Below are 19,455 nucleotides of genomic sequence, written 5' to 3'. Positions count from 1 at the left end.
GATGTCAAAGACCCTTCGCACAGCCGCATTCGTAATCGGTGCTGTCGCACTCGTGGCCTCGGGTGCTGGCGCTCTGGCGGGCGCCGGGCTCATTGGCGCAACTGCGGGCGCGGGTGCTGCGGCAGGAGCGACGGCCGGCTTCCTCGGCGTTTCAGCCGCAACCTTGACCGCGGTGGGCGCGATCGCGGGGGCAGCGAGCGCGGTGTTGTCACTTGCAGCGGGAACGCCGAAGGGGAGCATCGGCGGCAGCGCAACCCAGTTCAAGATCGACAAGGACGCCGGGTTGCCGGTTGCGATCGGGCGGACCTATTCAGGCGGCAACGTCGTGCATCGGCAGTATTACGGTGCGAAGAACAGCCTCGAAAGCTGGGTAACCGTACACAGCATCGGCCCAATCCGAAGCCTCGGCCCGCTCCTGATCAACAAGGTCGCTGTCGCGTTAGCCGGTACCGCGATCGGTGGAGCGTACGCCGGCTATATGTGGCTGGATCAGCAACTCGGCGCCGTCCCGGAGGCACGCGCGCTGGCGGGGCCTCAGGGCAACTTCCCCGGCTGGTCGGCGGCGCACAAGATGTCCGGCCTGGCCGCTGATCTCTGGACGCTGAAGTTCGATGAGAAGGGCAAGATCTACCCGAACGGCGTTCCGCAACGCGGACGCATCGTCGAAGGCGTCTATGTCTACGACCCTCGGCTAGACAGCAGTTATCCCGGCGGGAACGGTTCCTGCCGTCTGGGCGATGAGACGACTTACATCTGGTCGGAATGCCCGGCTCTTCACGCGCTGACGTGGGCGTTCGGTCGAATCCAGAACGGTGTTCTCATCGCCGGTGGCGGGCTGAAAGTCGGGGGCATCGACATGGCGCCATTCGTCGATTGGGCGAACGTTTGCGATGCCAACGGCTGGAAGGTCGGCGGGATCGTCTACACGACGTCGGATAACAGCTGGGACATTCTCAAAATGATCGCCCAGGCGGGCGGCGGCGAGGTCATGCCAGTCGGCGCACAGTTGTCGTGCACCTACTCGGCACCGCGGGTCTCGATCGGCACTATCACGTCTGACGACATCACGGGTGATATCGACGCGCCCGGAACGGCGTCGCGCCGTCTGCGCCGCAACACCGTGATCGCTCGTGTCAGGTTGGAGACCCATGGTTGGGAAGAGGTGCCGCTCGATGCGGTCGCGATCCCTTCGTACGTTGCTGCTGACGGAGGCAGCCGGCCAACCGAACTGACCTTCCCGCTTGTGCAGCAGGTCGACCAGGGCGTGCAGTTGGGCCTGTACGCCATGTGGAACGGCCGCGAACTCGACGGCATCGTGCTGCCGGCCAAGGTCTACGCGATCGGCTATCGGCCGGGCGACTGCCTGACGGTTGATATCCCCGAAGCGTCGCTCGTTGCGCGCGACGTCGTCGTCCGTAACCGCGAGATCGAGGGCAGCACCATGGGGGTAACCCTGACGTGTCGCTCGGAAACTGCGGCCAAGCATCCGTTCTGTCTAGGCAAGACTGGCAATGCCCCTCCAACGCCTGACCTGAGCGTCCCCCCGTCATACCCGCTGGAAATCGCGCGAGCATCCTACACGCTGCGCGCTCAAACGGTGGCCTACCCTGTGACCAGCGACGACGACAGCATAACGGTCGCGGCATTCCAAGGGACCTTGGACGATGGCCGTATCATCACCTTCCCGGCTGCGACGCTTGAGGGGCTGATGCCGGGTATGGCCTATGTCGTGCTCTACGATCTGGCAGCCGGAACCTATCTGGCCGTTGCGGAGCCCGCGACCGAAGAAATCGCATCAAGCGCATATGTTCAGATCCGGTTCGCGTCGACGTCCGAAGGCGGTGTGTATCCGTCAACGCCTACGGCACCCGGTGGTGACGGCGGCGGCGGTGGTGGGTCCGGCTGCGTCTCGGACGATTCGCTTGTGCTGCTTGCTAATGCGGACCGCAACGGACCGGGCCAAGAGCGGATGGCCCGCGATATCGTCGTCGGCGACTGGCTGTGGACCCAGCATGAGTTCTCCTTCGAATGGGGTGCGTATCAGGTCGAAGCCGTCGAATTCCCAACATGCACGATCATGGCAGCTGAGGGGTATCCAGACGCGAGTGCCGACCATCCTTTCTGCGAAGAGCGATCATGGTTCTTCATGGAGACGATCGGGTCACCGGTCCGCGTCGGCCGCGTGATGCGCGCGTTGGTCGGTACGGCGCACACTTACATGGCGCGCAAGCCAGGGGGTGGATGGAAACTTTGCCACAATAAGCGCCAAGAAGTGGAGCAGGTATGAGCGAGACTGTCCCGCTGAACCGGCGCCTCTACCTGATCTTCGAGCCGGGCGCCGCTGGGCAGACGTCGATGCGGCTTTCGCTGAGCCCGCCCAACGTCGGACAGGCGATGGCGGCGTTGATTGTCCGCGGCGTGCTGATGGAAGGCGCCGTCGTCGACATCGATTTTGTCACGGACCCCGCGGCAAACCCTGACCTTCGCGGCAGAAATGGGAAGGACGGTTCTAACGGTGCAGACGGCAAGGCGGGGACGAACGGCGTTGATGGGCAGTCCGCTTACGACATCGCCCGATCGCTTGGCTATGGCGGCACGAAGACCCAATGGCTTGCCACGCTGGTCGGTGCTGCTGGCAAGGACGGGAAAGACGGCACGAACGGCGCGGACGGCAAGAACGCGTCCGCGCTGCTCGGCACGGTCAATCTGACGCAAACCGCGACCGTGGCGATAAGTGCCGGCACGCGCCGCCTCATCGTCGCTATCCCGGCCGGCTGGGGGGTCGGCGCTGGTGACCCGCTGATGGCCCTGCCTTCCGCTACCGTCGCCGGATACGCCGTTCACGATGTCGTCGCTGTTTCCCCGACCTCTATCTCGGTCGGCTTCACTGCCCCGCTGCTCGCCATCGGCGCCAGCTTCACGATCCCGCTGCGCATCGCGCGCCTCAACACCTAATCCGCGGAGATACCGATGACACCTGGAACGCTGCCACTGACGGTGCAGCGGGGGACGCCGTTCGTCTACCGCATCGATTTTCCCGACTTCGACCTTACGAATGCCGGGCTAGCCGCGCAGGTGCGGCTGTACCGCGACCAGCCGGGCGCGCCGCTTGTCAGTCTCGTCGCCGCGCAACCGCTGGCGGAAGGGCTATCAGTTGAGGTGGCAACGGACATCGCCGGCATCCCGACGTCGACTCTGCAGATCCGGATCAACGAAACGACGATCGAGCAGATGCTGCCTTTTCCCGACAACGGGCTCGAGCCAGCCGAGCCGGTCCTGCTCGCGTGGGATCTGCACCTGACAATCTCGCCGGTTGGCAAGCGCCGCTGGATCGAGGGCCCCTTCACTATCTCGCCTGGAGTAACCCGATGATTTCCGATGCAACTGTACGGGCGATCGATGGGCGCGCAGTCGTCAAAGTGACAGGTGCCGAACTCGCCGGTCTAGTCGCGGGACAGGCGCAACTCAGCGCAGACGCGTCGGCGGCGAGCGCAAGCGATAGCGACGCTTCCTCGGAACTGAGTGCCGCGAAGAGTGTCGAGGCCTCACAGTATGCAGCAGCAGCTGCAGCCTTCGCCAATCGCTATCTGACGTTTGCCGCGGGCAACGCCGCTAGCGCTGCCGGTGTCGACTTTACCGTCGTCTCGGCGGACGGGAAGTGGGTCAACGTCTACCGCAAGGGCACAAGCGGAGACGCCGATCAACCGATCATTCGCCTGCCCGGCGCTGCCGCGTACGCGAGCGGAGAAGGGTCGGGGCTTGTCGGCCACAACGCCCTGGGCGGAGCGCCCAACTTGGCGCTTGGAGGCTTCCTCGATCGCTTCGGCTATTGGGGCGAGGACATGGCCGGCATCCAGCAGGCCAACGACATGATCGTGAGTTCGGGCGACTGCCGTGAGCTCCGGCTCAAGCCCGGCGCCGAGATCTTGGTCACGGGCGCCGGCATCCGTCTCGATCATGCCTTCGTCACGCTGCTTCACAACGGAGCGTCGTTGAACGGCACGACGATGCAGAGCGGTGCGATCCTGACGCTCGGCGGAACCATGGATGCCCCCTATACCCAGGCTCGCAACCGCTTCCACACTCCAATGATCGTTGGCCCTGGCGCGACCTCTAATGTCGATGGCCTTCTGCTCGAGCAGAAGGTGTCTATCGGCGGGGGACCTTCGCATCTCGAACTCGTTGGCGCCGACATCAACCGCTGCAAGCGCGGGCTCGTGTTCTCCGACCGTGCGTACATCATCAAGGTTTCGCGCCCTGATATCTGGGGCTGCGGCATTGGTGCGGACATTCTCGATGCATTTGACGGGGGGGAAAACATCAGGTTGGCGGACGGCGTCATCTTCCAGTGCGCGATTGCTGTGCGGATGGCGAACTCGAACGCCGATCTCTTCGCGGACGGTATGTCGTTCGACCATAATGAAAAGCTGTTCGATATCACGAACGGACTGTTCGAAGCACGCGGCTGCCACATCGAGAATCATGACTTCACCCAGATCCCTATCACAATCGCGGGCAACGGCGCGTCAGTCATTGTAGATGGCGGTAACCGACGTTTGACGGGCGTTCCGGCTGGCGGTCGCGGGTCGTTCCCGTATTGGGTGAGCGTCGCCGAGGGGACGCACTACCGCGAGCAGAATGTCGAAGCGATCATCGACTGCACCTCGACCGGTGCGTTTGCGACCGGTGCCGGGCAAGTCACGCGAGGTCTGATGCAGATGTACCAGACCGCGCATCAGAATTGCTACATGCTCCATGACACCAAGAGCCGGTTCATCGACGGAGACTTCTCGACCATGTCGGACATGGCCTGGGTGATCCCGAACTTCGGACAAACCAGTCGCTACAAGGATACGCATCCCGCGTCCGGCGATATCACCGTGCTGAGCGAGGGCCTGACCCTCACGAAAAAGACGTTCGGCGGGGGCTCGTTCTCCCGGTTCGTCGTCGCCGTCCCGGCGGAGATGGCAGGCGAACTGCTGAGCGGCAAGCTTCGGATCAGCAAGCCGGGCGATCAGTCGGGCACTGTCTTCATTAGCCGGCAATGGGCTCGCATCGACCCCGTTCCCCAAGGCGGCGTCATTCCGCAAGCGATCTCAATCCGCGAGATCGACGGCACGTCGGCGTCCTTCAGTTCGGCCGCCTACAGCGACACGCTCGTTTTCGGCGCAGCCAGTTCGTCCAACCGCAAGCCGGGCGGTGCAACGCACCAGCTCATCACCTTCAACTGCGACGGACTTTCTGCCGGCAGCTTTACCGTCAACGGCTTCAACTTCGATCGGATCGGGTGACCTATGGCTGACATCACCAACCCCGTCTTTCGTTACCCTTATGCAGTGGCGTGGAATCCGCCCGTGCCAAATTGGGCGCGCCCCGATGACGTCGAAGCGGTCACCGGTGGCCGGCCAAAGGTCATGGAGATCCGGCTCGCCGGTATCGTTGAGCAGGTCCGGCAGGACGACGGCTCGGTGCGCGCGACCAGTGTCGATGGCGTCGTTTACGTCGTGCCCGCCGGGTTCGCGGAGGATGACGCATGACCGCGACAGCCACGAGCAACTACATCGGGCAGGCGATGAGCGCGACGACAGCGCTGGCGCCGCCCTCCCTTGCCGACAACCCGGGTCTGCTTACCTGGAATTTGTTCGTCATGACCGCGGCGATGTGCCTGGGGATTATGATGGCAGGGAAACAGGCGCGCCGGCTCTGGGCCGCGCGGTGCATCGATCACCCGACCGACCCGGTATCGGTCTATCGCATCATCATCTTCCTGGCGGGCTGCGCAGTAGCCAGCCGGGGCGGCGCGGAAGCGGTCAGTCTCTGGTCGTGGAGCTCGGGGGATGCGGCGACGATCGAGCGCGTGGCCGAACTGAAACGCTGGCTCGATCCGCTGTCGGTGGGCTGCGGGTTCCTGTGGATGGCGCTGCATATCCTTGCCGAGCCGATGATCGAGCACCAGCTGCGCAAGGCGCCGCTGCCCGTCGACATGTGGTCACGCTGGCCCCAGCTTCGAAGACCCGGCCTGATCCTGCTGGTCAGCCTCCTGATGGCGGCAGCAGCCGTCGGGCTGCGGTGATGAAAGAGGGGGCTATCGCTGCGGTACCGAGCGTAACGGTACCGGTTATCTGGTCTGTCCTAGGCTACTCTTTCCCGGCCGGTTCCATGTTCGTCGGGCTGCTCGCCTGCTTCATGGTGCGGCTGTTCATCACTCTCGACGCGCCGGGTCCCAGGCGCTGGCTTCTCGATGGGATCGTAACCGGGCTCGCGATGCTGATCACCGCGGTCTGGATCGTCGAGCATCAGGTCGACCTGTTCGCCGCGCTGGGCACTGGCGGTGCAGCTGGGGGCGTCGGCGCGGGTATCATCAGCTTCTTTAAGCGACGCGGGCAAAGCGCGATCGACGCGTTGGACGCCGCCCTTCCGGGAAAGCCTGCGGTTCCGCCCGAAATGACCGCGACCCTGCGTGAGATCGACAAGCTGCAATGAGCAGCGGCCAGCCTATCCGGAAAACTGCTGAGAAAAACGGATAGGCTGACCGCCTCGGTAGCTCGTGTCCCGAGCCTCGCGGCGGATCAACGTGGGAGCAAAACCGCGCCGCGGACCGACAGGTACGAAAACCTGTCCAATTCAGACGCGATCACAGACAAAGAAAATAGCCGACTGCAAAATACGGCAGAAAAGCCGCACCCTGCGCAGGTTCGATAATTAGTAATAGCGGATAACTGTATCGCGGCCTGCCTAGTGTGGGGGGACGACAGGCAGGCCACGGGCACTCTCCCCGAACGCATACGCGAGGTCTTCGCCTCCGGCCCCGTCTGGCAGCGATAGGTTGCTATCCGAATAACGGCCCGCCCCAACGGGGAGCGAGGGCGGGCCGGCCGGTTGCAACGTCTCCGGCCAGCATCAACGCCTCATGCCTGTGTTGTTCCTCCCGTAACGGCCCGCCCCTGGCGAAATCCAAGAGCGGGCCGACCGGGGCATGCTTGGGGGTTACCCCGGCACAGCATCAACGGGCCGCGGAGCCCGATTGCTTCACATTGGAAGGAAACGACGATGACCGACCGCAAGGTGGGGCCGAAGGCGCGCGCCCTGATGCATCACTTCGAATCGTGCAAGCTGAAGGCCTATCCCGATCCGGGGACGGGCGGGAAGCCTTGGACGATTGGCTGGGGCATGACGTATTATCTCGACGGTCGTGCGGTCCAGCCCGGTGACCGCATCACCCAAGAGCAAGCGGACACGATGTTCGCCCAGCTGGTCGAGCGGGACTTCGCGGCGCCGGTGTCGGCTGCGATCGGCGATGCGCCGACGGCCCCGGCGCAGTTCGGCGCCATGGTAGCGCTGGCATACAATATTGGCATCGGCCCGCGGGTCTGGGTGCCCGGCATGCAGAAGGGATTCCGCCAGTCGGACGTCCTGAAGCAGCACCGCGCCGGCAAATACGACGCGTCCGCTCTCGCGTTCGGGTCGTGGACCAAGGCGGCCGGCAAGGTGATGTCGGGCTTGGTCCGTCGCCGCGCTGCCGAAGCCGCCCTGTACCGCGAGGACATGGCGGAAGTCGCCCGGCTCACTTTCAACGACGTCACCTGAAAGGACCACCATGAAGAAACTACTGACCGCTGCGCTGTGCGCGGCGTCGATGGCGCTTGCCAGCTGCTCGACCCTGCCGACCCCGACTACCGAACAGGCCGCGCAGATCGGCACAGCGATCGACCGGGCGCAGGCTGCGTACGATCGCATTTCGGTATCGGCGAACCTCGTGCTGCCGTTTCTGTCGCCCGAGCGCCAGGCGCGCGTTCGCTTGGCGATGGCACTGACAGAGCGCGGCCTGCTCGCCGCGCGCTACGCCGCGACCGCTGCCGAGCAACTCGCCGCGCTCAAGCAGGCCGAGGCCGCGACTGCGAGGATCGAGGCTACGGCCACGCCCTGACGCGGCTGCCCTGCCGATCTCCCGACCCTCACCTGACTAGGATCCGAACATGACCGTCCAGCTTTCCACTGCCGTCCGCAACGCCCTGCTCGATGCGATCGAGACGGCGATCGGCGCGAGCCCTATCCTGATGATGCGCAGCGGGGCGGCCCCCGCTAGCCCGTCCGCAGCGAACACCGGCACCGTCCTCGCGACCGTTGCCCTGCCTGCCGACTGGATGGCTGCCGCTGCCGGCGGCGTGAAGGCCAAGCTCGGCACCTGGGGCGATGACAGCGCCGACGCGGCGGGCACGGTCGGGCATTACCGGATTTACGCCGCGGACGGCACGACGTGCCACCTCCAGGGGACCGTGACGGCAACCGGCGGCGGCGGCGACATGACCGTCGACAATACCAATTTCGCGGCCGGTCAGAAGTTCTCGATCGACAGCTACAGCCTCACGGCCCCCAACGCGTGAAGGGTGTCCGATCCGCTGGCTTCGGGGCCGTCGTCGGCCTCGTGCCGGCGGTGGTGTTGTGGATACTCATTCTGATGGTGATCTAACATGGCGCAGCGCCTCTGGACGCCGGACGACCTGCCAGACGACTTCAAGCTGTTCGAGTGGGATTTTGCGCGCAACGACAGGATCACACTGGACGCAAACGAAGGCATCGCGTCAATCGTCGATAACTGGCAGGGCCGCCTTGCCCGTACGCCATCGTCATCCAGTCGGCGCACGTTGGAAACGTTCAACGGCGTCCAGGGCGCTTACAAGCCGGGCAACAATTCCAACACGGACGAAAGCGGTCTGTTCCTTTCGGACCTAAGCGGCCTGCCTGTTGGTAACGCTGATCGATACATGGCGTTCGTGGTGCTCCACAACGACGGCATTATCGGCGGCTATGGCAATACGCTTGCCAATGATTACTGGATCGACTCGCACTATGAGCCCGGATACCGCTTTCACTACGAAGGCAACACCGTAACATCGCAGTTACCGGTAGATAAGTCTCTCGTCCACCTTGTAAGCGTGGCGCACGAAGCGTCTGTTTCCACGATGCGCGTCGATGGCGTCGATGCTGGAAGCTACAGCGTAGTTCTTGCGACGCAGGCTAACTCGTTCGGCATCGCGGGTTACGACGAGGCGTTCTACACAATAGTCGGCCGCACATTCTACGTTATCATCGGAAAAAGGTCACCTACCCAAGACGAGCATTGGCGTATTGAATGGTGGGTTGCCGCCAATAAGTCCAAGCGTGCGATTCCGGAAGACAATCCTTATCGTACGTTGCCGCCAATGGTTGAGGACGGAGCGTCTTTGGTCGTCACGGGATCGGGTGCGACTACTCTTTCCAGCTTCGGCGCGGTCTCAGCGGCCGGTCTGACAATTCTCGGTGTGGCCGCACTCGCCCTGACTGGTATCGGCTCCACGTCGACGGCGTCCGCGCCGATCGCCGCGCAGGCGCAAGCCTCTCCGGGCGCGGTCGTCTCAGCAGGCGCCGGTGGGATCACGGCGATAGGCTCCGGGACCGCTGCGCTTCAGTCGATCAGCACGAGCGCTACGGGAGCGCTGCCTGTCGTGGCAGCCGGCGCGACACTGATCGGCGGCGTCTCGAGTAGCGCGAACGGCTTGCTGCACGTCGCAGGTGCGGTGTCCTCTACCTTGGGCGCGGTCGGTACGGAGTCAGCTGCGCGCGCGGATGTGCACGGGTCGGCATTGGCGTCGCTCGGCAGCATTGTCGGTAGCGCGACGGCCGGGGGGCAATCCCTGGCGACTGCGTCCAGTGCATCTCTGCTCGGCTTGATCTCGACAGCGGCGACGGGCTCGGTCCCTGTCGTGGGCAATGGCTCGACCACGCTCGGGACGATCGCATCGAACAGCGGCGCGGCTTCTGCGGTGCGAGGTGCTGGATCGGCATCGCTCGGCGCGGTCGTGTCGTCGTCCTCTAGCAGTATCCCGATCGGCGCGATCGGCTCGGCGAACCTGGGCGGCGTGCGCGCGGACGGCCGGGGCGGTGCAATAGCATCGGCGGTCGCCTCGTCGACGTTGAGCGGGATCGTCGGCACCTCGTCCGCCACGGTCGGTCAGGGCACCGATAACCAGTTGGTCGGTCCCGGCTGGACGCTGTTCACCATCCCTCGCCGCTTCGTCGCCACGGCGATCCATCGCTCCTTCATCCTCTCCAGCACCGGGTGCAAACGCATGCTCAACTTCCCGCCCAAGTACGCGCACGAGGTCCGCAACGCGGTCGTCGACTTCGCACCCGCCCTGTCGGATGGTGAAGGCCTAACCGGGCAGCCGACCGTGGCCGTGATGAGAGGCGACATCGCGGTATCGGCCGCACGCATCGAAGGGACAGCGATCCACTTCACGTTGTCGGGCGGGACGGCAGCGGCCAAAGTCGTGCAGTGGGTGGAGGTTCATTGCCCTACCGACGGGGACCAGGTGCTCGAAGAGGTGGTGTCTATCACTATGTTAACGTGACAAATAATTCATTCCATTATACGACAGAAACATTGCCGTTGGCAGGATGATTGATTTTGGTTCGGGGGGTTACGTTGCAATCTGCACAAGGCTGGAAAAGAACGAAATTCCGATCGGTACTACTTCGCTTGCAAGGCTCACGATTTCTCTCCGACCGCATGCGGCGGGGTATTTTGAACTTTATCGGTGCTCGCATCCATCCCACGGCAACGGTTAGACACTCCTGTTGGCTGGCATCCGCGGATCTCGTTATGGGCCGCAACGCGATGCTCAATAATTTCGCGTACTATGACGGTGGGGCAACGTTGACGATTGAGGATGGTGCTCGCGTTGCAGCACGTTGCACGTTTACCTGTAGCACCCATCCCCACAGCGGCGATCCTGCGCGCAGATCCTCTCCTAAGATATCCGTCGCGCCAATCACGATTAAAACGGGTTCTTGGGTAATGGCCGACTGTACCATAAATCCTGGGGTCACGATCGCACCAGGATGCATGATCGGGGCGAAGTCGCTCGTCATCGAGGATACAGAGCCGAACGGGCTATACGTTAATATGGCGGGGCCGACCGGGGCTATCCGCGCGCGGCGCCTGAAGGATCTTCCAGCCTAATTGCCGCGGCGTCACTCACCAAGGCAGAGATGACGCCGCGACGGACTACGGTAGCGTGAGCGCTTGACGAGCGGCAACCGCCATCTCTCGAAAAGCAGTCTTCCATGTCGCACCCGCGTCCGCCCACGGCGTCCGGTCCTCGACCCGCTCCATACGACTTTCCCACATATAAGCAGCGACGTGCTCGATCACCGCGTCCTCATCGTTGCTCGTACAGAGCCTGCACCGCCCGGCCATATCGAATCCTTGCAAGTTTGTTCCCGTTGCGTTCCATAAGAGGATGCACCGGCAAACGCGAATCACAGTCGACTTGGCCGTCCAGATCTTGCGGGCTACGCTGGAGCAAACCGAGCATGGTCGCGTAGATACGGTGCCCGTTCGCTTGGCGCTGCGATGCCTATGGTCGCATTGCCCCGAGCGCTGGCCTCTCGTGATGTTCTGGGAAGGCGCGCAGCAGGATAATCAAATAGGCCGAAGCCAAAGCGTCACCGCTTCGTTTAACGGCATCGTACGCCAGTTGCGCCGGTCGGGCGCGTATTCTGAAGTCACAAGTTCGTAGTAGGCCTGCGCTCACCGGTTATCGTATCGTTTACGACAGCAACTACACGCCAGTCATCCAGTGCGATCGCCCAGTCAGCTACTATTTTCAGGCTCTTGCGGGCTGAAAATGAGCAGCCGCTTTCATTGCCGGGGCTTCTGCCGCATCAATAAGCCCGCGGTGCCCGCGAAGCGCTACCGCCCCCACCAAAATAACGATTAGCGGCATTGCCAGTAGAGACGCGAATGGGCTGCATGCCATGATCGACAGTACGTAATAGCGGGTCATTTCTCCAAAGCGTCGATCTTTGTTGAGATGAGGAGTAGCAACGTCGTCCTTCAAATCTGCCCCTAATAGCATCCCGACCAGCAAAAATACGGCGGCGAAGGGCAACATCAGGCCAATAGCCGACGACGTTCCAGATTCAATCATCCAGCTAACTTCGTCTCGCTCAACCTTCGATAGCGTGGGACTTTCCAGTAGGTCCATCCCGATATCCTGGGCGCGGACGCGGAAGGGCTGTGACAACAACGTCGTCGCCGACAGGATGCCTACATACGCAGTCAGAACGAGAATGGCTGCAACCAACACATTCATATCCGATTTTCCAACATAGCCCTATATATGCTCATGGCGCTTCGCTTATCAACAAGCGGGTTAACGGATCGTTGCGTTGTCACCGCCGTCGCCTGCTTTTAGAAAGCCGCTCATAGCGCAGCACGTCAAGATCGTATCTGACCTTTCGGCGAACCAACTCGAGCGCGAAAAATGCTGCGACCCAAAACCCGTAAATGTAGAAAACGGTCCACCGCTCAGCTTTCAATGCGTCGCGCAGGTCGCTGACGAACTGCGAATAATCGCTGAACGCACTTCCGACGCTAAGCATACCAACGTACAACGCCGAGACTTTGAAAAGAAACCGGCTTAGCACGAAGCTGTTGAAAAATTGAGGTTTTTTAGCCACCACAACACGCCTTTGACAGCATTATGTTGCCGGCTTTTGCGTAAGAATTTTCTCCAAAGTTCGCCATTCTCCAGCGGTTAAACGGCGACCTTAGCGTAGCACAAGCCTTCAGAAGGTACCGCGTGTCTCAATACGAACCATCGCGTGAGTCCGGCGCCTGTTAAAAAACGAGCGCCTAGCTACTGCGGCTGCGCGTCGACGATCGCGTCGAGGGCAGCCGCAACTCGACGCCAGTCTTCGACGGCGACCCGGTCTCCCAAAACGTCATCCAGCTGCTTGATGATGTGGTCGGCAGAGCCTGCGCCGTGTTCGGAGAGAATGGCGCTCGCGCTTATCCACACTTCCTGTTCAGTAAGGCGCCGAGTTTCAGTCACTCGACGGGAAATCGGCGACGAAGCTGAGGATCGTATCGATGTCGTCCGCGGTGACACCCGATTCCTCGTCGATCACATCGCCGGGGTTCCAGGTTGATCGGAACGCCTTCAGGCGGGCGACGGCGTCGTTGAGGTCAGGTGCTTGTGCCATCCGCAGAGCCTATGCGCGGGCCCTCGATTCGCGCAAGTCGATGAAGTCCCGCCCCGCAGGAGTCGAACCTGCAACCTCGGACTCGTCACGCGCTCTGTCCTGTTGAGCTAGGGGCGGGCGTCTACTTCTAAACCTTCCCATCGCCCCCGCAACTACATACAAAACGGTATGGACGAGCTCACCACATCCATTGTCGGCATCGACTTCCCGAACGAGGATAAGTCGAAGAGCAACAGGCGCATGGAGTGCATGCTCTGCGCTCCGGGTGACCCGATAGAACTACGCCTCGAGCCGAAGAACCCCTTCGACAGCAACGCCGTTGCGATCTGGAGCGAGCGCGGTGTGCAAATGGGCTACGTCAGCGCCGAGCGGGCGCCCCTCATCGGCAAGCGGATGGGTCAGGACGAGGTCACCGCGGTCTTCCAAGCGATGCACGGTAACGGGGCCTATATCCGGATCCGGTTCGGAGGCGGGTTACCTACCCTGCCCGACCCGGTCCCTGATGTCCCAAAGCCCCAGCCTCCCCGCCAGATGCGGCCGGCGCAGCGACCGGTGTACGATCCCCACGCGTTCTATCCTGATGAGGAAGGGCCGGAGTTCGGAGCTTAGGGCTTTTCCACTAAGAGGGCGTCGATCATATTTCGCCAGACGTCAGCAGGCTCATAGCGAGGGCTGTCCTGGGCGGTGTCGCTGACATTGTAGACGGCATTCATTTCCATGAATTCGGTGGGCTCGCGAGCCGCCAGCAGAACGGCGCGAACGACGTCGGTCCAAGCTAGCCAGCCACCCCACGTTGGGTCCGCCGCCTCCCGCCGTGATACTAGATCGTCGTTATGCTCCGCGTGCGCCGCGCGACATGCTCGTTCTAGGGGACTCATTTCTTCTGCCATGCCTGATCTTACCATCTGGTCGAGGTGGGTCCAGCGCTTCCGGCCGCTCATCGGGCGCGATACACTTCGATGCCCTCGACGATGAAGCCGAGCGCCTCATGCCGCGGCATCCAGCCTGCGTCGGGCCACTTGCCGTAATCGCGGTAGATCGACCAAGCGCGGTCCGTCCACCAGTCGTCAGCCGCGCCGATCCACAGTTCCCACGCGTCGCCCCGGGCGCGGAAGTAGAAGGCCTGCCCGTCGACGGTTCCCTCAGCCTGCACCGGGCAGTTGCCGCCAAGCTGATCGAGGATCGCGCCCGTCGCCTCCAGCCTGAACGTCGCCTCCGCGCCATGGGCATCCCACTCCGCACGCTCGCGATCGAGCGCGGGCTTCATCGCCGCGCCGAGTGCAGCGAACACCTCCGTCAGCGTTTTCTCAGCCACGGGCGTTCTCCAGATTGAGGGTGTCGGCGATTAGCGCGCGCCAGTTCCGGACAGCGCGGGTTTTGTACCAGGACCGGGAGATAACGTAGCGCTCGCCATCGAGTTCGCCGCGACGGGTCTTCTCGTACTGTTCCATGATCCCGCCGCGCCCGTGCATGCACGAGGTGACGAACGGGCCTGTGCCATCGTCGAAGCCCTTGTAACCGGTCATGATCTCCGGACGCCGGCCGCAGTGGCAGCGGCGCACGTGGTCCATGCGAACGCCATTGACGATCATAGCCAACCCTCGCGCCGCGCGAGCGCCTCGATCTCATCGATTGCGAACTTGACGGCGGCACCGAGCCCATCGTCACCGATCCATGCCTCCGCGAAGATCTTCTGGCGGTTCGGCAGGAACATTGTCACGCGCGTTGCGCGGCCTCCGTTCGGCTTGACGATCTGTTGCACCGTCACCGGGGGCGCGAAGTCCTCAGGGATCGGCCCTAGCCCGACGTTGATGACCGGGTGCTGAGGAACGCATAGACCGAACTGGACCTTCGCGCCGGCGAGAAGCCATCCCGCCTCGTCGCTGTCGACGTCCCATGCCGACCGGAGGAACGGGATGCCCTGCTCGACGTCTCGGCGCACCCATAGCGTCGAGCACCGGCCATGCTCATCATCCTTCCAATCGCGGGGCTTGCCGAGCGGGAATGCATCGCCCTCGATTCTCGCTGGTGTCATGCTCTCGCGCTCCTGAGGTTGGGATAGAGGGTGTCGATGATCATGCTGCGGGCTTGATATCTTCCTCGCCCGCCATGAGCCGTCGATGCGCCTCGCGCGACCGGCCCGATGATCGCGCCCGTACGACCACTCGCATCAGCCAAAGTCGAGGTCTGCCCCATCTCCCGCAGTTGACGAGAAAAGGGTGGAAAGGGCAGAATCCAGATCGGAGCGGAGTGTGATCTTCGCCCCCCGAGGTCCTCGCGCAACGAACCTTACAACCCGTTCGCGCTCCCATTGGCACAATTGAGCCAATGCAACCCCGGTGTAGGCAAGCGCCATCTCACGCGACATTCCAGCAGGCCAAGTTGGCATAAACGAAACCGGACTAAGCCTGGTCACCGTGTTCTCCTCGATTGCCATAGCCGGAAGGATCAGCAACAAAGGTGTCGATATCACTCTCGTACCAAGCCACGCACATTGGTCCAAGACGAACCTTCGGAGGGAAAGTCTTCTCCTCTACGCGGCGATAAATCGTGGCGCGGGACAGTCCGGTACGCCGGCGGACTTCCGGAATGCGCAGGAGATTATCGCCGCGACGGTCGCCGGCGCTCCTTGATATTTTTTCCGCGTCGGCTGTGGCAGGATTTAGCGCTCGTGCCTCCACGGGCGGCGCGGGTTCTGCATGAGCGCGAAGCGAGCGCCGTTCGATCGCGCGCTTCTTTTGCTCAACTGCCGCTGCGGACATGAGTATGTCCCCCAACCCTACAGCGTTGAGAAGGTCGATTTCGTGTCCCTCCAAACGAATCCCTTTCCCTTTGACCCCAGCACTCGTCCATCTGCGAGAGAGATCGACGATGCTGCGCAGGAACTGCTCCGGGGTTTCGGTATCTGTCGGAGGGGCTCCCGCCGCCATCGCGTCAGTCACCGACCGATGCCAGCGCGTCGAGCGCGTCCGCCAAGGTCGGCCAGGATTCCTCGTACCGGCTGCACTGACCGGTCGGGTGCAGGACGCACATGTTGAGATTGGTGACCCCGTCCCAGACACCGGAAAGCGTGATCGGGACCGCTGTCGCGTTTTGATCGACACCCCACAGGACGACCGGCGTTTTCTCGTACGTCCTGTCCGTCTGAACGTAGATTATGAACGTGCCAAGCGGCGCGGTATGCGTCGCCATGATGATCTCGGATTTCGTATCGCGGACTTCCGGATCAAACATCGTGTAGCTGGTCATGGTGCGGGCGGGCTCCGGAGAATCAGTTGGCCTGCCGATCTACCACGGAAGTATCCGGGACCGCACCGGGACCGCAAATTGCTCGATGTTCGCACCCCGTTCCGGCAAACTCCCTCCTGCCAAGGGCGGGATCGTCTCCTACGAGGTTCGAAAAAGTGCAATCGCACTGCAGAGGTCAAGGGTTCGATTCCCTTCGGCTCCACCAGCGCGCTTAAGCTGTTGAAAAGACAGCAAAGTATTGAAAAGCAAAGACTTTTTACAAGCGTCTAGTACAAACGTGCTAGGACGAAAACCTATGTGTTCCTACCTGCATCGTGCCCCCAATGGCGTCTATTATTTCCGCATGGGGATACCTGCCGACTTGCGCCCATTCATAGGTGGCAAGCGGGAGATTAAGCATTCGCTGGGGCTCAAGGATCGGGAGGCCGCAAAGGCCGTCATACCGGATATGACTAAGGCCGCTCATGCCCTGCTCGATAAGGCAAAGCGGGATAAAGATGCGACGGGGAAACCTGCCCCCTCCCCTGCGGTAGCAAAGCCTGCTGCTCAGATAGAGCGGGAACGCCAACGGTGGGAGCATGAGCAAGAGCAAATCGACTTGGCTTCGGATGCGGGCTTTGCTGCTCATATGGAAACTGAGCGCCTAGAGCCGATCATGGACGCCCTCGCTGACGGTATCGAGATTGAGGGTTCTCCGGCTGACATAGCTAGGGCCGGTCGCCTCCTTATTCTGCATGAAAGGGAGAAGGCCGATAGCTTGGTCGCCGCTCTCCATACTCGATACGGAAACGGACAAAATGCCCGCGCATCGGAAAGCCAAAATCAAGCCGTTGAATGCGAGCCTGTTACCGGGTCCGGTCTGTATCTCGACAAGGATATCCTAGATCGCTGGGCAACAGAACGCGGTGTCGTAGCCAAGGGCAAGGATACTCATAAGGCCGTAGCCGAATGGTTCTATGCCCGCACTGAGCGCAAGCCGGTCGAGCAAGTTACACGGCAAGACGTACTAGCCTTCAAAGACAAGTTACTTGGCGAGGGCCAGTCCGTATCCAATACGAATACTAAGCTATCTCGCCTGCGGACTTTGCTCGGCTGGGCCTATCAGAATGATCTAACCGCCTCGAATGTAGCCGAACGGATTAGCGTCAAGGTAGCGGACGGCGGTAAGAACAAGCGGCTTCCGTTCTCCCTGCCCGAACTACAGGCCATCTTTGCCAGTCCGGTCTATGCTAATGGGGAGCGCCCCACTCAAGGCCGTGCGGAAGCCGCATACTGGTTGCCGTTGCTCGGTCTATTTACAGGGGCGCGATTAGAGGAAATTGGACAGCTACGCGTGCCGGACGTGCAGCATCACAGTTACCCCGATCAAGATGGCAAGATGCTATCGGGATGGTTCCTGAATATCACTGAGACCATAGACGAAAAGGGGCAAGAGAACCGGCTTAAGAATGCAGCGAGCGAGAGGCTTGTTCCGTTGCACCCTGAATTAGAGCGGCTTGGCTTCATTACCTATGTTGAAAAGCTAAAGGATCAAACAGGTCGGGTATTCCCTGAGCTAAAGCCGAACGTCTATGGAAGACTTACCGCGAAGTGGGGCGAGTGGTTTGGGCCTTACCTGCGTACTGTTTGCGGCATCACTGACAAGCGCAAGGTTTTCCATTCCTTCCGCCATACCTTCAAGGACTATACCCGTAGGGCTAGAATGCCTGAGGGTGTGCAACGGCAGATCATGGGCCATGCTGGCAAAGACGTAGCCGACGATTACGGTAGCGGCTATGATCTACACGGCTTGGCGGAAGCTATGGTGACGTACCGCGTTCCGGGGCTGGAAATCGGGAAGCCATAAAAGCCAAAGACACAGATACCCGAGAGCGCCCCGTTCAGCCCCGATAGGAGTCGATAGGATGCGTTCGGGTATCTGTGTGGCCGGATTAGCTATCGCCTCTCAGCGACTCTCCTAGCCGGTCTATCAGGCATCATAGCCAAGCGGGACGCCAGCCTCTCGGCGGGCCTGCTCCCCGGTCGGCGTAACGCGGTATCCCGTATCGGTCTGGAAACCGACAACATCGCCTACCGGCGTGCCGTGGGACTGACGGGCTTTCACCCCGGTCTGAGCTACCCGAATGCCGGTCGCATCCTGTCCGCCCTTGTATGGATCATAGCCGGTCATGCTCTGCCCCGTCTGTGGGCCGGTAGGAGCCTTCGCTACGAGGGTGTAACCGGTCGGACCCATGATCCACTGCGGGCCGGTCTGTTGCGCCTGAGCGGGCTGCTGGGCAGGCTGGCGAGCGACGCCGGGAGGCGGGTTGAATGCGAATGAGCTTTTGACAGTCTCACCGGGTGGGATCGAAGACGCCTCGGGAACATCAGGCGTTTCTGCATAGGCTTCGACAGTGCTGCCTAGTGCATCGTCAACAGTCCAGCTAGCTGCATCGGCTTCGGTTACTTCACCCTTGCTGATAGCCAACGCCTTTGCGTCCTCAAGGATCATAGGGGCAAGGTTATCTAAATGGCTTTCGTCACCGGTATTGTTATAAGCAGTCAGTGCCTTGTCATACATCGAAACGGTAGCATCATCGCTATTATGGATAAGATCGACAGCAATCTCTAGCGTGTTCTTCAATGCGGGGACGCGGGCCGTGAACGAGTTTAGAGCCGTAGAGTACGCAGCATTCGCCGGATAGCCCTTCGCCATTTCATCCTGAGCTTGCTTCTGTACTGAGCGGGGATTGTGCCCATGTACTGCAATCAGGGAAAGAGCGGCCTTCACCTTAATGGCTTGGCGGGGAGTTAGTGCGGTCATTGGTTTTCCTTGAACATATTTAGAATGTGAGGCGGTGCCGGTTTGGCGGGGAAGCTTGGCTCCACGTCGCCCAGTGTCGGGATCGGCGGGATGATCCCGTTACGGATGCAGGCGGCAAGGTACTGGAACGCGAACTTGCAATCGCTAGCCCGAAGGTAAGGACGGCCATTGGCTTGCCAGATCGAACGGACTTGAGCGGCGACGTGTCGGGCTTCGCATTGGCTGTCCGGGGAATAGCCGTGTCAATCGGCGTCCAAAAAGGACCCCCTATCGGCGTCCAAAAGAGACCCCCTTCGTTGGGCGGCGTGACGGTAACGGACGCGCCGTTCGCGCTGGTTGCGGCGTAGGGCGGGCGTAGCCCGTCCGGAGGCGTA

Annotated in this window: 24 protein-coding genes and 1 tRNA gene; 13 read left to right on the top strand and 12 right to left on the bottom strand. The window is 61.7% G+C overall.

Annotation, left to right across the window (positions count from 1 at the left end; all coding sequences use genetic code 11):
* Window position 1 precedes the first annotated feature (1 nt).
* From VH567_RS15540 to VH567_RS15490, 11 genes are all read left to right on the top strand, one after another.
* Window positions 2-2,287: a hypothetical protein gene (locus VH567_RS15540; RefSeq protein WP_423327154.1), complete on the top strand. Its 2,286-nt coding sequence runs from the start codon at window positions 2-4 to the stop codon at window positions 2,285-2,287.
* Entirely contained in the window at window positions 2,284-2,955 is a 672-nt protein-coding gene (locus VH567_RS15535; protein ID WP_423327153.1) for a hypothetical protein, read from the top strand. The genes VH567_RS15540 and VH567_RS15535 overlap by 4 nt, the downstream gene beginning before the upstream one ends.
* Before the next feature lie 15 nt (window positions 2,956-2,970).
* Complete coding sequence (locus VH567_RS15530; RefSeq protein ID WP_423327152.1) at window positions 2,971-3,372, top strand: hypothetical protein; 402 nt, start codon at window positions 2,971-2,973, stop codon at window positions 3,370-3,372.
* The gene (locus VH567_RS15525) at window positions 3,369-5,291 is read left to right on the top strand and encodes a hypothetical protein (RefSeq protein WP_423327151.1); all 1,923 of its coding nucleotides are present in this window, start codon (window positions 3,369-3,371) and stop codon (window positions 5,289-5,291) included. The genes VH567_RS15530 and VH567_RS15525 overlap by 4 nt, the downstream gene beginning before the upstream one ends.
* Window positions 5,292-5,294: 3 nt before the next feature.
* Window positions 5,295-5,537, top strand: coding sequence for a hypothetical protein (locus VH567_RS15520; RefSeq protein ID WP_423327150.1), 243 nt, complete (start codon window positions 5,295-5,297; stop codon window positions 5,535-5,537).
* Window positions 5,534-6,073 carry a hypothetical protein gene (locus tag VH567_RS15515; protein ID WP_423327149.1) on the top strand — a complete coding sequence of 180 codons (540 nt, stop codon included), beginning with the start codon at window positions 5,534-5,536 and terminating at the stop codon, window positions 6,071-6,073. Before VH567_RS15520 ends, VH567_RS15515 begins: the two co-directional genes overlap by 4 nt.
* 86 nt (window positions 6,074-6,159) lie before the next feature.
* Entirely contained in the window at window positions 6,160-6,483 is a 324-nt protein-coding gene (locus VH567_RS15510; protein WP_423327148.1) for a hypothetical protein, read from the top strand.
* Between the two features lie 567 nt (window positions 6,484-7,050).
* On the top strand, window positions 7,051-7,587 hold the full coding sequence (locus VH567_RS15505) for a lysozyme (RefSeq protein ID WP_423327147.1): 537 nt from the start codon (window positions 7,051-7,053) through the stop codon (window positions 7,585-7,587).
* 10 nt (window positions 7,588-7,597) lie between these two features.
* Complete coding sequence (locus tag VH567_RS15500) at window positions 7,598-7,927, top strand: hypothetical protein (RefSeq protein ID WP_423327146.1); 330 nt, start codon at window positions 7,598-7,600, stop codon at window positions 7,925-7,927.
* A gap of 49 nt (window positions 7,928-7,976) precedes the next feature.
* Window positions 7,977-8,384 (top strand): hypothetical protein, encoded by a 408-nt coding sequence (locus VH567_RS15495; protein ID WP_423327145.1) that lies wholly within the window; start codon window positions 7,977-7,979, stop codon window positions 8,382-8,384.
* An 87-nt stretch (window positions 8,385-8,471) separates the two neighbouring features.
* On the top strand, window positions 8,472-10,391 hold the full coding sequence (locus VH567_RS15490) for a hypothetical protein (RefSeq protein WP_423327144.1): 1,920 nt from the start codon (window positions 8,472-8,474) through the stop codon (window positions 10,389-10,391).
* Between the two features lie 1,257 nt (window positions 10,392-11,648).
* Here the strand turns inward: VH567_RS15490 and VH567_RS15485 are convergent.
* The 5 genes from VH567_RS15485 to VH567_RS15465 form a co-directional block, all read right to left on the bottom strand.
* Window positions 11,649-12,137: a hypothetical protein gene (locus VH567_RS15485; protein WP_423327143.1), complete on the bottom strand. Its 489-nt coding sequence runs from the start codon at window positions 12,135-12,137 to the stop codon at window positions 11,649-11,651.
* Window positions 12,138-12,216: 79 nt separating this feature from the next.
* Window positions 12,217-12,504, bottom strand: coding sequence for a hypothetical protein (locus tag VH567_RS15480; RefSeq protein ID WP_423327142.1), 288 nt, complete (start codon window positions 12,502-12,504; stop codon window positions 12,217-12,219).
* 179 nt (window positions 12,505-12,683) lie between these two features.
* Entirely contained in the window at window positions 12,684-12,878 is a 195-nt protein-coding gene (locus tag VH567_RS15475) for a hypothetical protein (RefSeq protein ID WP_423327141.1), read from the bottom strand.
* Window positions 12,871-13,029: a hypothetical protein gene (locus VH567_RS15470; protein ID WP_423327140.1), complete on the bottom strand. Its 159-nt coding sequence runs from the start codon at window positions 13,027-13,029 to the stop codon at window positions 12,871-12,873. Before VH567_RS15470 ends, VH567_RS15475 begins: the two co-directional genes overlap by 8 nt.
* Before the next feature lie 47 nt (window positions 13,030-13,076).
* A tRNA-Ser gene (locus tag VH567_RS15465) sits at window positions 13,077-13,146 on the bottom strand.
* Window positions 13,147-13,197: 51 nt separating this feature from the next.
* On the opposite strand from VH567_RS15465, the gene VH567_RS15460 reads away from it, so the two are divergent.
* Entirely contained in the window at window positions 13,198-13,638 is a 441-nt protein-coding gene (locus VH567_RS15460; protein WP_423327139.1) for an HIRAN domain-containing protein, read from the top strand.
* Here the strand turns inward: VH567_RS15460 and VH567_RS15455 are convergent.
* The 6 genes from VH567_RS15455 to VH567_RS15430 form a co-directional block, all read right to left on the bottom strand.
* A complete protein-coding gene (locus tag VH567_RS15455) occupies window positions 13,635-13,970 on the bottom strand; it encodes a hypothetical protein (RefSeq protein ID WP_423327138.1) in 336 nt (111 codons plus the stop codon). The two genes, VH567_RS15460 and VH567_RS15455, sit on opposite strands and share 4 nt — an antisense overlap.
* Window positions 13,967-14,344, bottom strand: coding sequence for a hypothetical protein (locus VH567_RS15450; protein WP_423327137.1), 378 nt, complete (start codon window positions 14,342-14,344; stop codon window positions 13,967-13,969). The genes VH567_RS15455 and VH567_RS15450 overlap by 4 nt, the downstream gene beginning before the upstream one ends.
* Window positions 14,337-14,621: a hypothetical protein gene (locus tag VH567_RS15445; RefSeq protein ID WP_423327136.1), complete on the bottom strand. Its 285-nt coding sequence runs from the start codon at window positions 14,619-14,621 to the stop codon at window positions 14,337-14,339. The genes VH567_RS15450 and VH567_RS15445 overlap by 8 nt, the downstream gene beginning before the upstream one ends.
* The gene (locus VH567_RS15440) at window positions 14,618-15,064 is read right to left on the bottom strand and encodes a hypothetical protein (RefSeq protein ID WP_423327135.1); all 447 of its coding nucleotides are present in this window, start codon (window positions 15,062-15,064) and stop codon (window positions 14,618-14,620) included. The genes VH567_RS15445 and VH567_RS15440 overlap by 4 nt, the downstream gene beginning before the upstream one ends.
* 367 nt (window positions 15,065-15,431) lie before the next feature.
* Entirely contained in the window at window positions 15,432-15,971 is a 540-nt protein-coding gene (locus VH567_RS15435) for a helix-turn-helix transcriptional regulator (RefSeq protein ID WP_423327134.1), read from the bottom strand.
* Window positions 15,964-16,278: a hypothetical protein gene (locus VH567_RS15430; protein ID WP_423327133.1), complete on the bottom strand. Its 315-nt coding sequence runs from the start codon at window positions 16,276-16,278 to the stop codon at window positions 15,964-15,966. The genes VH567_RS15435 and VH567_RS15430 overlap by 8 nt, the downstream gene beginning before the upstream one ends.
* Window positions 16,279-16,573: 295 nt before the next feature.
* On the opposite strand from VH567_RS15430, the gene VH567_RS15425 reads away from it, so the two are divergent.
* Window positions 16,574-18,124, top strand: coding sequence for a DUF6538 domain-containing protein (locus tag VH567_RS15425; RefSeq protein WP_423327132.1), 1,551 nt, complete (start codon window positions 16,574-16,576; stop codon window positions 18,122-18,124).
* Window positions 18,125-18,247: 123 nt separating this feature from the next.
* Here VH567_RS15425 and VH567_RS15420 read toward each other — a convergent pair whose 3' ends face one another.
* Window positions 18,248-19,081, bottom strand: a complete 834-nt coding sequence (locus tag VH567_RS15420) for a hypothetical protein (RefSeq protein ID WP_423327131.1) — start codon at window positions 19,079-19,081, stop codon at window positions 18,248-18,250.
* Window positions 19,082-19,455 lie beyond the last annotated feature (374 nt).

This window comes from Sphingomonas sp. 4RDLI-65 (assembly GCF_049472435.1).
Classification (GTDB): Bacteria; Pseudomonadota; Alphaproteobacteria; order Sphingomonadales; family Sphingomonadaceae; genus Sphingomonas.
This window is presented reverse-complemented; position numbering and strand designations above follow the sequence as displayed.

Coding starts and splice junctions, on each gene's coding strand:
- VH567_RS15500 (WP_423327146.1), top strand. CDS start 7,598: ATGAAGAAACTACTGACCGCTGCGCTGTGCGCGGCGTCGATGGCGCTT.
- VH567_RS15525 (WP_423327151.1), top strand. CDS start 3,369: ATGATTTCCGATGCAACTGTACGGGCGATCGATGGGCGCGCAGTCGTC.
- VH567_RS15490 (WP_423327144.1), top strand. CDS start 8,472: ATGGCGCAGCGCCTCTGGACGCCGGACGACCTGCCAGACGACTTCAAG.
- VH567_RS15425 (WP_423327132.1), top strand. CDS start 16,574: ATGTGTTCCTACCTGCATCGTGCCCCCAATGGCGTCTATTATTTCCGC.
- VH567_RS15455 (WP_423327138.1), bottom strand. CDS start 13,970: ATGAGCGGCCGGAAGCGCTGGACCCACCTCGACCAGATGGTAAGATCA.
- VH567_RS15535 (WP_423327153.1), top strand. CDS start 2,284: ATGAGCGAGACTGTCCCGCTGAACCGGCGCCTCTACCTGATCTTCGAG.
- VH567_RS15440 (WP_423327135.1), bottom strand. CDS start 15,064: ATGACACCAGCGAGAATCGAGGGCGATGCATTCCCGCTCGGCAAGCCC.
- VH567_RS15445 (WP_423327136.1), bottom strand. CDS start 14,621: ATGATCGTCAATGGCGTTCGCATGGACCACGTGCGCCGCTGCCACTGC.
- VH567_RS15495 (WP_423327145.1), top strand. CDS start 7,977: ATGACCGTCCAGCTTTCCACTGCCGTCCGCAACGCCCTGCTCGATGCG.
- VH567_RS15540 (WP_423327154.1), top strand. CDS start 2: ATGTCAAAGACCCTTCGCACAGCCGCATTCGTAATCGGTGCTGTCGCA.
- VH567_RS15470 (WP_423327140.1), bottom strand. CDS start 13,029: ATGGCACAAGCACCTGACCTCAACGACGCCGTCGCCCGCCTGAAGGCG.
- VH567_RS15420 (WP_423327131.1), bottom strand. CDS start 19,081: ATGACCGCACTAACTCCCCGCCAAGCCATTAAGGTGAAGGCCGCTCTT.
- VH567_RS15520 (WP_423327150.1), top strand. CDS start 5,295: ATGGCTGACATCACCAACCCCGTCTTTCGTTACCCTTATGCAGTGGCG.
- VH567_RS15510 (WP_423327148.1), top strand. CDS start 6,160: ATGTTCGTCGGGCTGCTCGCCTGCTTCATGGTGCGGCTGTTCATCACT.
- VH567_RS15530 (WP_423327152.1), top strand. CDS start 2,971: ATGACACCTGGAACGCTGCCACTGACGGTGCAGCGGGGGACGCCGTTC.
- VH567_RS15485 (WP_423327143.1), bottom strand. CDS start 12,137: ATGAATGTGTTGGTTGCAGCCATTCTCGTTCTGACTGCGTATGTAGGC.
- VH567_RS15515 (WP_423327149.1), top strand. CDS start 5,534: ATGACCGCGACAGCCACGAGCAACTACATCGGGCAGGCGATGAGCGCG.
- VH567_RS15430 (WP_423327133.1), bottom strand. CDS start 16,278: ATGACCAGCTACACGATGTTTGATCCGGAAGTCCGCGATACGAAATCC.
- VH567_RS15505 (WP_423327147.1), top strand. CDS start 7,051: ATGACCGACCGCAAGGTGGGGCCGAAGGCGCGCGCCCTGATGCATCAC.
- VH567_RS15460 (WP_423327139.1), top strand. CDS start 13,198: ATGGACGAGCTCACCACATCCATTGTCGGCATCGACTTCCCGAACGAG.